Annotated in this window: 11 protein-coding genes and 1 pseudogene; 9 read left to right on the forward strand and 3 right to left on the reverse strand. The window is 67.1% G+C overall.

Features of this window, described 5'->3' with window-relative positions; translation table 11 throughout:
• Nucleotides 1–4: 4 nt before the first annotated feature.
• Nucleotides 5–640, reverse strand: coding sequence for a GyrI-like domain-containing protein (locus Q0P60_RS01470; RefSeq protein ID WP_294987509.1), 636 nt, complete (start codon nt 638–640; stop codon nt 5–7).
• A 352-nt stretch (nt 641–992) separates the two neighbouring features.
• Here Q0P60_RS01470 and cyoA point away from each other — a divergent pair, with 352 nt between their 5' ends.
• Genes cyoA through cyoD form a run of 4 tightly spaced genes read left to right on the forward strand, consistent with a single transcriptional unit; the run spans nt 993 to nt 5,024 of the window.
• The gene (gene cyoA / locus Q0P60_RS01475) at nt 993–2,048 is read left to right on the forward strand and encodes a ubiquinol oxidase subunit II (protein ID WP_294987511.1); all 1,056 of its coding nucleotides are present in this window, start codon (nt 993–995) and stop codon (nt 2,046–2,048) included.
• A gap of 2 nt (nt 2,049–2,050) precedes the next feature.
• Nucleotides 2,051–4,048: a cytochrome o ubiquinol oxidase subunit I gene (gene cyoB, locus Q0P60_RS01480; RefSeq protein ID WP_294987513.1), complete on the forward strand. Its 1,998-nt coding sequence runs from the start codon at nt 2,051–2,053 to the stop codon at nt 4,046–4,048.
• On the forward strand, nt 4,045–4,683 hold the full coding sequence (cyoC, locus tag Q0P60_RS01485) for a cytochrome o ubiquinol oxidase subunit III (RefSeq protein ID WP_294987515.1): 639 nt from the start codon (nt 4,045–4,047) through the stop codon (nt 4,681–4,683). The genes cyoB and cyoC overlap by 4 nt, the downstream gene beginning before the upstream one ends.
• Nucleotides 4,683–5,024, forward strand: coding sequence for a cytochrome o ubiquinol oxidase subunit IV (gene cyoD, locus Q0P60_RS01490; RefSeq protein WP_065197973.1), 342 nt, complete (start codon nt 4,683–4,685; stop codon nt 5,022–5,024). The genes cyoC and cyoD overlap by 1 nt, the downstream gene beginning before the upstream one ends.
• Before the next feature lie 197 nt (nt 5,025–5,221).
• Here the strand turns inward: cyoD and Q0P60_RS01495 are convergent, their stop codons facing one another.
• Complete coding sequence (locus Q0P60_RS01495) at nt 5,222–7,279, reverse strand: bifunctional diguanylate cyclase/phosphodiesterase (protein ID WP_294987518.1); 2,058 nt, start codon at nt 7,277–7,279, stop codon at nt 5,222–5,224.
• Between the two features lie 149 nt (nt 7,280–7,428).
• Here Q0P60_RS01495 and radA point away from each other — a divergent pair, with 149 nt between their 5' ends.
• From radA to Q0P60_RS01515, 4 genes and pseudogenes are all read left to right on the forward strand, one after another.
• Nucleotides 7,429–8,805, forward strand: a complete 1,377-nt coding sequence (radA, locus tag Q0P60_RS01500) for a DNA repair protein RadA (RefSeq protein WP_005408586.1) — start codon at nt 7,429–7,431, stop codon at nt 8,803–8,805.
• A gap of 176 nt (nt 8,806–8,981) precedes the next feature.
• Complete coding sequence (locus Q0P60_RS01505; RefSeq protein ID WP_294987521.1) at nt 8,982–10,838, forward strand: ATP-binding protein; 1,857 nt, start codon at nt 8,982–8,984, stop codon at nt 10,836–10,838.
• A gap of 48 nt (nt 10,839–10,886) precedes the next feature.
• A pseudogene (locus Q0P60_RS01510) lies at nt 10,887–13,191 on the forward strand (hypothetical protein).
• Between the two features lie 105 nt (nt 13,192–13,296).
• On the forward strand, nt 13,297–13,761 hold the full coding sequence (locus tag Q0P60_RS01515) for a hypothetical protein (protein WP_294987523.1): 465 nt from the start codon (nt 13,297–13,299) through the stop codon (nt 13,759–13,761).
• A 93-nt stretch (nt 13,762–13,854) separates the two neighbouring features.
• Here Q0P60_RS01515 and ccsA read toward each other — a convergent pair whose 3' ends face one another.
• The gene (gene ccsA / locus Q0P60_RS01520; protein ID WP_294987525.1) at nt 13,855–14,649 is read right to left on the reverse strand and encodes a cytochrome c biogenesis protein CcsA; all 795 of its coding nucleotides are present in this window, start codon (nt 14,647–14,649) and stop codon (nt 13,855–13,857) included.
• 122 nt (nt 14,650–14,771) lie between these two features.
• Between ccsA and ffh the strand changes: the two genes are divergently transcribed.
• Entirely contained in the window at nt 14,772–16,148 is a 1,377-nt protein-coding gene (ffh, locus tag Q0P60_RS01525; protein ID WP_197595386.1) for a signal recognition particle protein, read from the forward strand.
• The last annotated feature ends 96 nt before the right edge of the window (nt 16,149–16,244 follow it).

Genomic DNA, 16,244 nt, shown 5'->3' on the forward strand with positions numbered 1-16,244 from the left:
TGTGTCAGGAGCGGGAAGGGGTATCGGTCTCGAGCCCCCGCACGGGTTGCCGCACTACGGTCTTCAGGCGCGCCGCAGCGGTCCTGCGCGGGTCGCTCAGGTAGATCTCATGGTGGGGGCCGGCAAAGGTATAACCCAGTGCCGGCATCAGTTCCCCGTGCAGGTGGGCCAACAGCGGGCCCTCGTCGTCATAGGCGCCTACATGCAGGGCCTGCAGGCACAGGCCTTCCTCAAGAATCTGGTGTCGCAGGCTGGCCGGGGCGTCGCCCAGCCTGCGGCCGGCCTTGGCGAAGGCGGCCTGCACCTGCGCAGTGGGGATGTCCGCGGGGGTGCGGATCATCAGCGTCCACACCCACTCATGCTTGCGCCGTGCCACGAAGCTGGTGGGGTCGTCGGCGGTCCACAGCGCTTCCAGCGGCGGCACCACGTAGTCCTGGCCCTCGGCCTTGCACGCGAACTTCAGCGCATAGCTGGCCGCATACAGCCACTGCACCGCCTGCGTGTAGGCCGGCGCGCTGTTCGGGTCGCCGCGGCCATCGATCATCAGGTAGGGCAGGGGCGGCACCTGCACCGGAACGAACCGGCCTGCCGGTGGCTGGTACAGTGCCCGGTCGCGCTTCTTGAAGTCGATCCTGTCCATGTGCCTCCCTCCGGCGCCGAGCATCCCACGTCGCCGGTCGCGGGTGCTCACCTGAATGCGTTCAGGAGACTTTGCCGAACAGGGGGCGGAGCCGTCATCATCGCCAATGCCAGGAAGCGAGCCCCGGGCGTCCTGCCCGCTTTGCCTGCGCGGTGCGACAACGTGTCGCAGCCAGAAACGGGCCTTTGCTGCGCTCGATCATTGTCAATGCCTTTCTTAAATGGTGGGTGACGGCCTAAAATTGAAAGGCTGACTCGACCCCACCTCCCTGCCTGTCTCCGGACCGGTGGGACCGGCTTTGGCCGGAACAGGCAGGACGGGGAACGGCATTCCCTCGCAATTGGATCGACCGATGATTCCGTTGAAAACCCTTGGGCGCTGGTTGCGCCCGGGCCTGCTGCTGTCGTTGCTGGTGATGCTCACCGGCTGCGATGCCGTGGCCATCCTCAGTCCGAAGGGCCAGATCGGCCAGGATGAGAAGACCCTGCTGATCACGGCGACCGTGCTCATGCTGCTGGTCGTCATCCCGGTCATCATCATGACCCTGACCTTCGCGTGGAAGTATCGCGCCTCCAACACCAAGGCCCGTTACGAGCCGAAGTGGTCCCACTCGACGGCGATCGAGGTGGTGGTGTGGTCCATCCCCTGCATGATCGTGCTGGTGCTGGCGGTCCTGACCTGGCGCTCGTCGCACGCGCTGGACCCGTACCGTCCGCTGGATTCGGACGTCAAGCCGGTCACCATCGAGGCGATCTCGCTGGACTGGAAGTGGCTGTTCATCTATCCGGAAGAGAAGGTGGCGGTCGTCAACGAAATCAAGTTCCCGGTCAACACGCCGCTGAACTTCAAGATCACGTCCGATTCGGTGATGAATGCGTTCTTCATCCCGCACCTGGGCAGCATGATCTACTCGATGGCTGCGATGGAGACCAAGCTCCACCTGATCGCCAACGAGACCGGTGAATTCCCGGGCATGTCCTCGCACTACAGCGGCGCGGGCTTCGCCAAGATGCACTTCACCGCCTACTCGGTCACCGATGCCGAATACCGCCAGTGGCTGGACCAGGTCCGTGCCGGCGAGCAGACCCTGGACAAGGCATCGTTCAAGGCCCTGGGTGAAGCGCGCAATGCCGAGTGGTACCCGGTCACCTACTTCGGCAAGACCGAAGAAGGCCTGTTCAACTGGGTCATCGCCAAGCACATGGGCGACAACAAGCATTACGGCATGAAGCACGAGCACAAGGCCCCGGCCGATGGCGCCGCTGCCGAAGGCCACGACGCCCATGCGGGTCACGAGGGCCACGAAGGCCACGCTGATGCCGCTGCCGCTCCGGCCGAGCACGCCGGACACACTGCTGACGAACACGCCGCCGCCGGTCACGCCGGCCACGCGGGTTCGGGAGAATGAACATGTTGGGAAAACTCTCTCTTGAGTCGATCCCCCACGATCCGATCGTCCTGACGACGTTGATCGGCGCCGTACTGGGTGGCCTGGGCGTGATGGCCCTGATCACCAAGTTCAAGCTGTGGGGCTATCTGTGGAAGGAGTGGTTCACCTCGGTGGATCACAAGAAGATCGGCGTGATGTACCTCATCGTCGCCTTCGTCATGCTGCTGCGCGGTTTCTCCGACGCCATCATGATGCGTACCCAGCAGGCCATCGCTGTCGGTGGCTCCGAGGGTTACCTGCCGCCGCACCACTACGACCAGATCTTCACCGCCCACGGCGTGATCATGATCTTCTTCGTGGCGATGCCGCTGATCACCGGCCTGATGAACCTGGCCGTGCCGCTGCAGATCGGTGCGCGCGACGTCGCGTTCCCGTTCGTCAACTCGCTCAGCTTCTGGCTGTTCGTGTCCGGCGCGGTGCTGATCATGCTGTCGCTGTGGATCGGTGAGTTCGCTGCCACCGGCTGGCTGGCCTTCCCGCCGCTGTCGGGCATCCAATACAGTCCAAGCGTAGGCATGGACTACTACATCTGGGGTCTACAGGTGGCGGGCCTGGGTACCACGCTCAGTGGTATCAACTTCTTCATCACCATCCTCAAGATGCGCACCCCGAGCATGAAGCTGATGCAGATGCCGGTGTTCACCTGGACTGCCCTGGTGACCAACGTGCTGATCGTCGCTGCCTTCCCGGTGCTGACCATCACCCTGGTGCTGCTGACCCTGGACCGTTACCTGGGTACGCACTTCTTCACCAATGACGGTGGCGGCAACGCCATGCTGTACATCAACCTGATCTGGATCTGGGGTCACCCGGAGGTGTACATCCTGGTCCTGCCGGCGTTCGGTGTGTTCTCCGAAGTCATCGCGACCTTCTCGCGCAAGGCGCTGTTCGGCTACAAGGGCATGGTCTACGCCACCGCCTGCATCGGCGTGCTGTCGTTCATCGTGTGGCTGCACCACTTCTTCACCATGGGCTCGGGTGCCAACGTCAATGCCTTCTTCGGCATCACGACGATGATCATCTCGATCCCGACCGGCGTGAAGATCTTCAACTGGCTGTTCACCATGTTCCGCGGTCGCGTGCAGTTCACCACGCCCGTGCTGTGGACCATCGGCTTCATGGTCACCTTCACCATCGGCGGCATGACCGGCGTGATGCTGGCGATCCCGGCCATCGACTTCGTGCTGCACAACAGCCTGTTCCTGATCGCCCACTTCCACAACGTCATCATCGGCGGCGTGGTGTTCGGCATGTTCGCCGGCATCACCTACTGGTGGCCGAAGATGTTCGGCTTCCGCCTCAACGAGTTCTGGGGCAAGTGCGCGTTCTGGTGCTGGTTCATCGGCTTCTACGTGACCTTCATGCCGATGTACGTGCTGGGCTTCATGGGCATGACCCGTCGCCTGCAGAGCACCGTCAACCCGGCCTACGAGCCGCTGCTGCTGATCGCCGCTGCGGGTGCCTTCATCGTGGGCGCCGGCATCCTGTGCCAGATCATCCAGGTGGCCGTGTCGATCCGCGACCGCAAGAAGACCGCCGACCTGACCGGCGATCCGTGGGATGCCCGTACGCTGGAGTGGGAAACCTCTTCGCCGCCGGCCTTCTACAACTTCGGTACGCTGCCGGAAGTCACCGAGCTGGACGATTTCTGGGAGCGCAAGCAGCGCGGTGAGGCCTGGCCGAAGCCGGCGAAGTACTCCGACATCCACATGCCGCGCAACACCGGCACGGGCGTTGTCATCGGTGCCTTCAGCCTGGTGTTCGGCTTCGCGATGATCTGGCACATCTGGTGGCTGGCCATCGTTGGCTTCGTCGGCATGATCGCCACGTTCATCTACCGCACCTTCGACCAGGACGTGGACTACTGGGTCCCGGCCGCCGAGGTGGAACGCATCGAGAACGAACACCGCAAGCACCTGGAATCCCAGGGCCTGGTGAAGTCGGAGCTGAAGGCATGAGCACCAATATCTCGACCCTGAGCCACGGGCACGCCGCGCATGCGGCGGCCCATGGCCATGACGACCACGAGCACCACGACACCGGCGGCAACACCGTCTTCGGTTTCTGGGTGTACCTGATGAGCGACTGCCTCATCTTCGCCTCGCTGTTTGCCACCTACGTGGTGCTGTCCGGCGGTACCGATGGCGGCCCCGGCGCGAAGGATCTGTTCGAGCTGCCGTTCGTGGCGTGGGAAACCGCGCTGCTGCTGACCTCGTCGCTGACCTTCGGCCTGGGCATGATCGCCATGCACCGCAAGCAGGTCGGCCAGATGTTCCTGTGGCTGGCCGTCACCTGGCTGCTGGGCTTCGGCTTCATGTGCATGGAAGTCTATGAATTCCAGCACCTGATCCATCAGGGCTACGGTCCGGACCGCAGTGCCTTCCTGTCGGCGTTCTTCGCCCTGGTCGGTACCCACGGCCTGCACGTCAGCGCCGGCCTGCTGTGGCTGCTGGTGATGTTCGTGCAGCTGAAGAAGTACGGCCTGACCCCGACCAACAAGACCCGCATGGCGTGCCTGAGCCTGTTCTGGCACTTCCTGGACCTGATCTGGATCGGCGTGTTCTCCGTCGTCTACCTCAATGGAGCGCTGTAATGGCACATGACAACCACGCACACGACCACGGCACCGGCGGCGAAAGCCACGGCAGCGTGAAGTCGTACCTGATCGGCTTCGTGCTGGCGGTGGTGCTGACCGTCATCCCGTTCTGGATGGTGATGTCGGGTGATTTCTCCCGCACCGTCAACGGTGTGGTGATCGCGGTCACCGCGGTGCTGCAGATGCTGGTCCACCTGGTGTTCTTCCTGCACCTGGACCGCTCTTCGGAAAGCCGCTGGAACGTCAATGCGGCGGCCTTCACCGTCGTGGTGATCGGCATCATCGTTGTCGGCACCCTGTGGGTCATGCACAACATGAACGTGCACATGATGCACTGACGTCCCCGCGACGTTGCCACGCAGAAAGGCCGCCCCAGGGCGGCCTTTTTGTTTGCCTGCGAATCGGGTCGGATCCCTGGCCGCAGGCCAGGGCTCTGACCCCGGGGCCCGGTAGATCCAGGCCGCGGGGATGGGGTTGCGTGGATGGGGTCAGAGCTCTTGCCCGCGGCAATGGATCTGACCCCGAAACCGCCGCCTCAACCGACCCGGCGCAGGAATTCCTCGGCTTCCATCGGCCGCCCCAGGTGGTAGCCCTGCAGCTGGTCACAGCCCAGTTCGCTCAGGTATTCCCGCTGCGACTGCGTTTCCACGCCCTCGGCCACCACCTGCAGCTGCAGGGTGCGGCCCAGTGCGATGATCGAGGAGACGATCGCGGCGTCCTCCGCATTGCATTCCAGGTCGTGCACGAACGCGCGGTCGATCTTCAGTTCGGTGGCGGGCATGCGCTTGAGGTACAGCAGGCTGGAATAGCCGGTGCCGAAATCATCGATGGCGATGTGCACGCCCATCGCGGTCAGGTCGTTGAGGATCGCCAGGCTGGCGTCGACGTCCTTCATCGCGGTGGTCTCGGTGATCTCCAGGGTCAGCCGCGCCGGTTCGATCCGATGCCGCCGCAGTACCTCGCGCACGCTGTCCAGCAGCGCCGGCGAGGCGAACTGCAGCGGTGACAGGTTCACCGCCATCGACCATTCGGCGTGGCCGGCATCGTGCCAGGCGCGCAGCTGCGCACAGGCGCGGTCCAGCACCCAGTCGCCAATCGGCAGGATCAGGCCGCTGCGTTCGGCGATGGGAATGAACACATCCGGTGCCAGCAACCCCAGTTCCGGGTGCTGCCAGCGCAGCAGTGCCTCGGCGCCGGTGGCGGGGGCGCCGGTGGCCGGGAACTTGGGCTGGTAATGCAGCACCAGCTCGTCGCGCGCGATCGCCTTGCGCAGGTCCTGCAGCAGGCGCAGCTGGCGGTTGGCGCTCAGCTGCATCGATGCGGTGAAGAAGGTATAGCCGTTACGGCCGGTTTCCTTGGTGTGGTACATCGCGGCGTCGGCGTGCGCCATCAGCTCGCGCTCGTTGCTGGCATCGTCCGGATACAGCGCGATGCCGAGGCTGGCACTCACCTGCAGCTCGGCCGCGTCCAGCGTGAACGGTTCGCCGGCGGCGGCGATGATGCGCTCGGCCACCACCACGGCGTCGTCCGGGGCATCGATGGCCAGCACGATCACGAACTCGTCGCCGCCCAGCCGCGCGAAGGTGTCCTGCGGGCGCAGCAGGCCGCCGATGCGCTCGGCCACTGCGACCAGCAGGCGATCGCCCAGCTGGTGGCCATAGGCATCGTTGACGGCCTTGAAGCCATCCAGGTCGCAGAACATCACCGCCACCGCGCGACCACGCCGGCGCGCCTTCTCGATGGCCTGCTCGATGCGGTCCTGCAGCAGCATGCGGTTGGGCAGCTGGGTCAGTGGGTCGTGCAGCGCGGCCTGGATCAGCTTGTCGTTGGCGTGCGCCAGCGAGTCGGCCAGCAGCCCGGTGCGCACGCGCATCTGGCGGTCGAACAGCGAAGCGACCAGGGCGATGCCCAGCGTGGCCACGGTGGTGACGATCACCAGCACCGCCAGCCAGCGGGTATCGATGCCGCCGCTGCCGACCGCACCGCAGATGCTGCCTTCCGGGAAACGTGCCGCGGCCATCCCGGTGTAGTGCATGCCGACGATGGCCAGGCCCATCACCAGTGAGGCCAGTGCGCGCAGGCGCAGGGTGTTGCGTTGTTCGGTACGCAGCCGGAAGGCGATCCACAGCGCCGCGCCGGCGGCGCCGATGGCGACCGCGATGGAGGCGGCGAACCAGCCCGGGTGATAGTCGATGCCCGGCTGCATGCGCATGGCGGCCATGCCCAGGTAGTGCATGGTGGCGATGCCCAGCCCCATCAGCACCGCGCCGGCCAGCAGCCGTCGCCACGGCAGGCTGGGCCGCGACACCAGCCACAGCGCGTAGGCCGAGGCGCCGATCGAGACCGCCAGCGAGTACAGGGTGATGCCGAGGTCATAGCCGATCGGGATCGGCAGGTCGAAGGCAAGCATGCCGATGAAGTGCATCGACCAGATGCCCAGGCCCATCGCCGCCGCGCCACCGGCCAGCCACCAGCGGGCAACGCGGCCCTCGGCCGTGGCCAGACGGCCGGCCATGTCCAGCGCCGTGTACGAAGCAAGAATGGCCACCAGCAGCGAGATGGCGACCAGGCTCTGACTGTAACTGCCAGTCATGTCGAATCCAGTGGGGAAGGGAGGGGCGCCCGCAAGGCGCACGCCCGCGACCCCTATCGGCGCGGATCGGCGGGACTTGAGCGGTCGCAGCAGCTGCGACCCAGCTCGGCTATCCTGCCACGCCCATTCCCGTTGCAGGAAATCATCCGATGGCAAAAGCCCGCACCGCCTACGTCTGCAATGAATGCGGCGCCGAATTCAGCAAATGGCAGGGCCAGTGCACCGAGTGCAACGCCTGGAATTCGCTGTCGGAAATCGTGCTGGAGAGTGCCGCGGCGGCCAAGGCGCCGGCCTCGCGCCGCGCAGGCTGGGCCGGCAAGATCGACCCGCCGAAGATCACCGCGCTGAAAGACGTGGAACAGACCGAGCATCGCCGGGTCAGTACCGGTATCGGCGAGTTCGACCGCGTGCTGGGCGGCGGCCTGGTCGAGGGCGCGGTGGTGCTGGTCGGTGGCGATCCGGGCATCGGCAAGTCGACCCTGCTGCTGCAGGCGGTGGCGAAGATGGCGGCTGAACTGCCGGTGCTGTACGTCACCGGCGAGGAATCGCTGGCCCAGGTGGCCGGTCGTGCGCATCGGCTGGAGCTGCCGCTGGACGGTGTCAATGCGCTGGCCGAGACCGGGGTCGAATCGATCCTTCAGCATGCCTCGCGCGCCGGCCCGCGGCTGATCGTCGCTGATTCGGTGCAGACCCTGTGGACCGAGAGCCTGACCGCCGCACCGGGTTCGGTCAGCCAGGTGCGCGAGAGTGCCGCACGGCTGGTGCGCTTCGCCAAGGAGACCGGCACCGCCGTGTTCCTGGTCGGTCACGTGACCAAGGAAGGCGGTATCGCCGGCCCGCGCGTGCTCGAGCACATGGTCGATGCCGTGCTGTACTTCGAGGGCGAGAGTGGCAGCCGTTTCCGCCTGCTGCGTGCGTTCAAGAACCGCTTTGGCGCGGTCAACGAGCTGGGCGTGTTCGCGATGGGCGACAAGGGCCTGAAGGAAGTCTCCAACCCGTCGGCGATCTTCCTGTCCGGTGGCAGTACCCACCAGCCGGGCAGCTGCGTGATGGTTACCCGCGAGGGAACCCGGCCGTTGCTGGTGGAGGTGCAGGCGCTGGTCGATGCATCGCCGCTGTCGAACCCCCGTCGTGTCGCAGTCGGCCTGGAGCAGAACCGCCTGGCCATGTTGTTGGCGGTCCTGCATCGGCACGGCGGCGTGCTGGTGGGTGACCAGGACGTGTTCGTCAACGTGGTCGGAGGCATCCGCGTGCAGGAGACCGCCGCCGACCTGCCGGTGCTGCTGGCAGTGCTGTCCTCGCTGCAGGACCGTCCGCTGGCGGAGAAGACCATCGCCTTCGGCGAAGTCGGCCTGTCCGGCGAGATCCGCCCGGTGCCCAATGGCGAGGACCGCCTGCGCGAGGCCGCCACCCACGGCTTCAAGCGCGCCATCGTGCCCAAGGCCAACGCGCCCAAGGGCGGTTCGGTGAAGGGCATGGAAGTGATCGCGGTGGAGCGCCTCTCCGAGGCCATCGACGCAGCATGATGCAGAGGCACAGGTAGCGGCATCACCCACGCCCGGCTGCCATGGCCCTGTGTAGCGCCGAGCCCATGCTCGGCTCCATAGCGACCGGCCGCCCACCACGGCCCGCCTGTGCTAGTTTTTCCCGCTCGACGAAGGCGCCCCCCGACGCCTTTCCGTGGCAAGGAGTCACCGATCACATGCAGGACACAGCCCCCACCATCCCCAACGCCGAAATCCGTCGCGCCGGGGTCGATCTCAACGGACTGATGACGGTGCTGGGCAAGCACCTGTATTCCACCCCGATGGTGGCCCTGCGTGAGCTGGTGCAGAACGCGCACGACTCGATCATCCGCCGCCGCATCGAACAACCCGGCGTCGAAGTGCCCTCGCAGATCCAGGTACAGGTCGATGCCGCCGCCGGCGTGCTGCGTATTGTCGATAGCGGTGCCGGCCTGACCCGCCAGGAGATCCATGACTACCTGGCCACCGTCGGCGTCGGCTACACCCGTGGCCTGCGCCAGGGCAGCGAGGACCAGGATGGCCTGATCGGCATGTTCGGTCTCGGCTTCCTGTCGGCATTCGTGCTGGCGCGCCGGGTCAGCGTGCGCACCACCTCCTACCAGGCGCCGGCGCTGGGCCACCTGTACGTGTCCAGCAACGCCGAGCAGTACACCGTCAGTGAAGTGCCGGCGCGTGCGATCGGTACCGAGGTGGAACTGGAGCTGCATCCGGAGTTCCTGCCGCTGGCCAGCGAGGCGCGCCTGCATGAGGTGCTCGGCCGCTACTGCGCGTTGCTGTCCGAGCCGATCTTCATCGGCGCGTCGGCCACCGCGCTGAATCCCGAGCCGCCGCCGTGGCGCGGGCAGGGCGATGTGGCCCTGCATCCGGTGCAGGCACGCCGCCAGGCGCTGCAGTTCGCCGCGCGCTTCGAGCATGATTTCGAGCCGATCGTCACCCTGCCGTTGCGTGCCGATGGCAGCAGTGACGCGACCGGCCTGCTGTGGGTGCAGGACGGTGCCACCTATGGCACCAGCGACAACCGCAACCTGTCAGTGTTCGTGCGCGGCATGCTGCTGGACGATGATGCGCGCGACCTGCTGCCGCCGTGGGCCGGTTTCATCGGCGGGGTGATCGAGTCGTCGCGGCTCACGCCCACCGCCAGCCGCGAGGACCTGCAGCGCGATGACCAGTACCGTGCCGTGCAGCATGCGCTGCTGGAAGCACTGATCGACGGCCTGGCCGACGTCGCGCGACAGCAGCCGGAAGCCTGGCGACGGGTGCTGTCGCGCCACAACGAGGCGCTGTTGGGCGCCGCCCTGTGCGATGAGCGCCTGTTCGATCTGCTGCTGGAGCATGTGCGCGTGCCGACCTCGCAGGGTGACCTGCCGGCCAGCGCGCTGCCGGCCCGCGGTGCCGTGCACGTCATTCTCGACAATGGCGGTGGCTTCGAGGAAATGCTGTTCCGCGCGATGGGGGTGCCGGTCGCGCATGGCCATCGCTATGCGGTGGTGCCGTTCCTGCGACGCTGGGCCCAGGCCAAGGGCCTGCGCCTGGTGGAGCTGGGCACCGAGCAGGGCAACCGCGCGCTGTTCCGCAGCGACGATAGCCTGGACGAGGCGCAGCTGGCATGGCTGCGCGAACGGCTGGGCGACGGCGAGCAGCTGCTGCCGGCGCGCTTCAGCCCGGAATCGCTGCCGGTGGTGGTGGTGCCCGACCGCGAAGCCGAGCTGAAGCAGCGGCTGGAAGACGACGAGAACGACAAGCGTGTCTCGATGGCGGCGCTGCGCCTGGCCCGGCAGTTCACCGCACGCATCGAATCGCGCGCGCCGTCGCGGCTGTACCTCAACCTCGACAACCCGGCAGTGCAGGCCCTGCTGCGTGCCCAGCGCGATGGCCATCCACAGGCTGAAGCCGCGGCCCGCCTGCTGCGCTCGCTGAAGATCATCGTCGCCGCACAGGGCCGCCCGCTGGCCCGCACCAATGCCACCCCGGGGCCGGATCTGAACGGTGCCTTCGCCGATATTGCCGGTGCCCTGCAGCAGATGCTGCGCTGAGCACCGCAGCCTCTCCTCCAGCCTTCGCTAGACAGGAATACGTACCTCATGGACATCTGGAACTGGGTTGAAAAACTGCAGGGCGACCTGCGCCAGGCCGGCCAGGCGCAGAACGCGCATCTGCTGAACCGACTCGCCGATGAGGTGAGTGAACTGCGCACCGACCGCGTCGACGCGCTGTTGCCCGAAGCGCGTGCGCTGGGCAAGGCGCTGGAAAATCCATGGGTTGATGTCTATGTCGGCCACTGGGCGCTGCGCAACCGCGTCGGCAACCTGGTGGAGGGCGAAAGTGCGTTGGGCGATGCGGTGACGCTGTTCGAGCGCGCGCACCGCGACGACACCCTGGAGTGCCCGCAGTCGATCTGCGTGACCCAGGACCTGGCTGCCTGCTATGGCAACATCGATGGCCCGGGCTGGGTGCCCGAGCGCATCGAGGTATGCGACGAGACGCTGGCGCGGATCGATCCGAGCTGGGCCTGTTTCCAGTGCCTGAGCTGCGAGAAGGCCGACGCGCTGCTTGATGATGGTCGTGGCCAGGAGGCACTGGATTACCTGCAGGTGCAGTCCGATGCGATCGAGGGCTGCGGCAAGGAGGTCTTCGACAGCTTCCCGGAGATGCAGGTCAAGATCCAGCTGGGCATGGGCAATGCCGAGCAGGCGCTGGCGCTGATCGAACGGCGCGAGGCCGAAGTGGCGGCGTCCGGCGAGTACGAACCGGCCAACTGTACGGTACCGCGTCGCCTGTCCAAGGCCTGGGCGCTGGCCCAGCTGGGCCGCGAGGAGGAGGCGCTGCAGGAACTGGTGCCGTGGCGCGAACTGGCCCCCACCTACTGGCGGTTGTGGGCCAATGCCGTCGCCGCGCTGTGCCAGCGTGATCCTTCGCGCAACACCTGGGATCTGGGCGCGCGCTACAGCACCATCATCGAACACTTCGCCCGGGTAGGCTCGCACCGCCTGCTGATCGAAGTGGCGGCACTGAGCGTGGAACTGGCACTGCAGCGCGGCGCACGCTGGGTGGCGCAGCGCCAGCTGGAACTGGCGCAGTCCCACCTGCCGCAGCTGCGCCAGGATCGTGGCGCGGCGGCGCGGGTGGCTGGGCTGGCGGCACGCATCGATGCCGCGCCCGACGTGGCGCCGTTGCCGGTGCCGGCCGACGCGCTGCTGGCGTGGCTGAGCGCGCAGGGCGAGCAGGGCGAGCAGAGCCCGCCGCGCGACCCCGAGCGTGAGGCGCAGTGGCTGCTGCAGGCGCAGGCGCAACGGCCCGATGACGAAGCCCTGGCCGAGATGGCGGCCTCCGCGTTGGCGGCCTGTGCTGCGCACGCCGAGGCGCAGGCGCTGCTGTGGCAGTTCGTGCGCAGCCACGCGCAGGACGAGGGGCCGGCCGCGAACACGTTGCTGCGTTGGCTGACCGAGCAGGGCGACCAGGACGGCCTGCGCCAGCTGGCCGATCTCTATCGACACAGCGTGCCGGTATTCGCGCACTGGTGCGAGGTGCAGCGTGCCCGACTGGCCGGCGCTGGAACTGGCCGCGAAGGCATTGCTGGTGGCGTCGCCGGCCTCGCACGGGGCGCGCAGCACGCTGGCGCGGATGTACATGGAAACCGGGCGCTTCAGCGAAGCACAGGCCTGTTATGCGGAGCTGGCGGAGCGACTGGACGACCCGGGCGCCGCGCACTGGGACCACATGAGTGCGGCCAGTGCGGCGCGCGACTGGGATGCGGTGCGGCGTTCGGCGGCGGCGATCGGCCTGCAGCTGTCCAGCCAGGACGGCGTGGTCGAGGAGCCGTGGGGCTGGATGATCATCCGCAGCGAAGAGCACGGCGAGCCGATGGAGTACTACGCCCGCCGCAGCGGCCCGGTGACGGCGCGCATCGTCGAGAACGCAGCGGCCAATCGCGAGCAGCGGGTGGGTGACTGGGTGGTGTTCGATGCAGCACTGGTGCATCCGGCGCCGGAGGACGAGGAGGCGCGTGAGCAGTTCATTCCGACCTATGCGCAGGTGCATGTGCTGGAGCGGGGGGGCTTTGCCGGCAGCTGGCTGGTCGATGGCGCACACCCGGGCGAAGACGCGTGGAATGCCTTCCTCGAAGCGGCCGAGGCGCAGGGCTGGCGGGTGTGGTCGCACGGCCGCGCGGACTACACCGTGACCGATCCGGAGGTGGCGCAGGGAACCCTGCCGGGCGTGCTGTTCACCGTCGCCCAGCCGCGCGAGCATGCGCCGCTGGCGTTGCACCGCTTCCTGCAGCAGGAGACGGCGAAGTGGCCGCATCCGCAATGCTGGCTGCGCCTGGCCGAGGCCTGCGAGCAGGACCGCGAGCCGCACCTGGCGGTGATCGAGCGCTACGGGCTGTAAGCGACTGTTCTGATGGATACCGGGTTGTGCCGGCCGCTGGCCGGCAACTTCATGGGATCCTGTGTTGCCGGCCAGCGGCCGGCACTACCATTGAGGAACGCGGACATGAGAAAGACAGGGATGTGGGTGATCGCCGGGCTGCTGCTGGCTCCCATCGTGCAGGCGGCCCCTGCCTGCCAGGAACCGGCTGACGTGGCGCGGGCCTTCTTCGAGGCAAGTACCGGCAAGGGTGACCTGCTGCAACCGCCGCCGGCGCTGGTCAGCGCGGCCTTCGGCAAGGCGCTGCGTGGCGAGCGTGCCTGCCAGGTGCGCGAGGAGGGTATCTGCACGATCGATTCCGATCCCTGGCTGGACGGCCAGGATGGCGATATCGACAGTGCGGTGCGCTACCAGTGGAAGCAGGCCTCTGCGACCGCGGGCCAGGTCGAGATGTACTACACAGTGTGGGGCGAAGCCCGCCTGACCCGCGTGCCGATGGTGCGCCAGGGCCAGGGCTGCTGGCAGGTCGACGACATCCTCACCCACCGTGGTCGCTCGGTGCGGAAGATCCTTGCCCAGCCGGTGCCGTGAACGCGGTGACGGCGGCGGCCGGGTCCTGATGCCGGCGAGCGGGTGGGTCCTGATTGCCGGCCAGCGGCCGGCACTACCGGGGGGCGACCGCCGCTAGCGCGAATGCCCGAACACCAGCTCGATCACGAACTGGCTGCCGAAGAACGCCAGCAGCAGCAACAGCATCGCGGTCAGCGTCCAGTGCACCGCCTTGACCCCGCGCCAGCCATAGCGGCGGCGGCCGAACAGCAGCACGCCGAACACGATCCACGACAGCACGCTCAGCACGGTCTTGTGCACCAGCTTCTGCGCCAGCAGGTCGTCGACGAACAACACGCCGGTGACCAGGGTCAGGGTCAGCAGTGCGAAGCCGACGGTAATGACCCGGAACAGCAGGGATTCGAGGTCGGCCAGCGGCGGCAACGCGCGCAGCCATGGCCGGAACTCGCGGCGGCGCAGGGCGCGCTCCTGCAGCCACAGCATGATCGCCAGCAGTGCGGCGATGCTCAGCGTGGCGTAGGCCAGCAGCGCCAGCCAGGCATGGCTGGCCAGGCGCCAGCCCAGCACCTTGCTCGGTTCATGGCCGTAGCCGTGGTAGGCCAGCAGCAGCACGGCGGCCAGCGGGAACACCACCACGCCCAGCGCCGACATGCGCCCGCGCGCGCCGACCAGCGAGGTCAGCCAGGCCATGCCCAGGCCGACCAGCGACAGTGCGGCGAAGAAATGCATGTCCGGCCCACCGTTGGTGCGCATCGCCACCATCACGTGATAGCCGCCGTGCAGCAGCATCGCCGGCAGGGCCGGCCACAGCCAGGTGGGGGAGCCGATGGGTTCATCGCGGCCGAGCGCGCGCACCAGCAGGGCACTGGCAGCCAGGTAGAGCAGGACGGCGATGAGAACGATTGTCATCGTTGCAGTTTCGCATACCCCTGCGGTGGTGGCGACGGCCGCAGCGTCGCAGCCCGGCAGGCGGGACGGACCCGCTATACTGTCTGCCTTATTGTCCCCCGATTTCAGACAGGTCGTACCGCATGTTCGAGTCCCTGACCCAGCGCCTTTCCGGCACCATCGAGCGCCTGCGTGGCCGCGGCCGCCTGACCGAGGAGAACATCCGCGAGGCGACCCGTGAGGTCCGCATCGCGCTGCTCGAGGCCGACGTCGCGCTGCCGGTCGTGCAGGCCCTGATCGAGCGCATCAAGGTGCGCGCGGTCGGCCAGGAAGTGCTGAAGTCGCTGACCCCGGGCCAGGCCCTGATCAAGGTCGTACGCGACGAGCTGACCGCGGTGATGGGCGCCGAAGCCAGCGACCTGAACCTCAACGTTCCGGCCCCGGCGATCATCCTGATGGCGGGCCTGCAGGGCGCCGGCAAGACCACCACCGTGGGCAAGCTGGCCAAGCACCTGAAGGAAAAGCGCAAGAAGAAGGTGATGGTGGTCTCGGCCGACGTCTACCGTCCGGCCGCGATCGAGCAGCTGAAGACCCTGGCCGAGCAGGTCGGGGTGCTGTTCTTCCCGTCCAGCGCCGACCAGAAGCCGGAGGCCATCGTCCGCGCCGCCATTGACGATGCGCGCAAGTCGTTCGTTGACGTGCTGCTGGTCGATACCGCCGGCCGCCTGGCCATCGACGAAGCGATGATGGCCGAGATCAAGGCCCTGCACGCGGCGGTCAACCCGGCCGAAACGCTGTTCGTGGTCGACGCCATGACCGGCCAGGACGCGGCCAACACCGCCAAGGCCTTCGGTGACGCGCTGCCGCTGACCGGCGTGGTGCTGACCAAGACCGACGGTGACGCCCGTGGCGGCGCCGCGCTGAGCGTGCGCTACATCACCGGCAAGCCGATCAAGTTCGTCGGTGTCAGCGAAAAGCCGGACGGCCTGGATGTGTTCCACCCGGACCGTATCGCCAGCCGCATCCTCGACATGGGCGACGTGCTGTCGCTGGTCGAGCAGGTCGAGCAGCAGGTCGACAAGGACAAGGCCGCCAAACTGGCCGAGAAGGTTGCCAAGGGCAAGAAGTTCGACCTGAACGACATGCGTGACCAGCTCGAGCAGATGCAGAACATGGGCGGCATCGGCGGCCTGATGGACAAGCTGCCGGGCCTGGGCAACATCCCGGACCATCTGAAGCAGCAGGTCAGCCAGGGCAAGGAAGTGCCGCGCATGATCGCCATCATCAGCTCGATGACCAAGAAGGAACGGCGCAACCCGAACCTGCTCAACGGCTCGCGCCGCGCCCGCATCGCCAAGGGCTCGGGCGTGACCCCGGCCGACGTCAACAAGCTGATGAAGCAGTACATGCAGATGGAAAAGATGATGAGCAAGATGGCCGGCGGTGGCATGAAGGGCATGTTGCGCAGCATGAAGGGCATGATGGGCGCGATGGGCGGCCGCGGCATGCCGTTCCGTTGATGCGATCGGCCGAGCCTGGGCTCGGCTTCTGCGGGCACCCGGACCCATGCCCGGGCAAGCTCGACGCCAGACCCGTCCTGCGCGCACCATGGGGGC

It is taken from the genome of uncultured Stenotrophomonas sp. (genome assembly GCF_945952405.1).
GTDB lineage: Bacteria > Pseudomonadota > Gammaproteobacteria > Xanthomonadales > Xanthomonadaceae > Stenotrophomonas.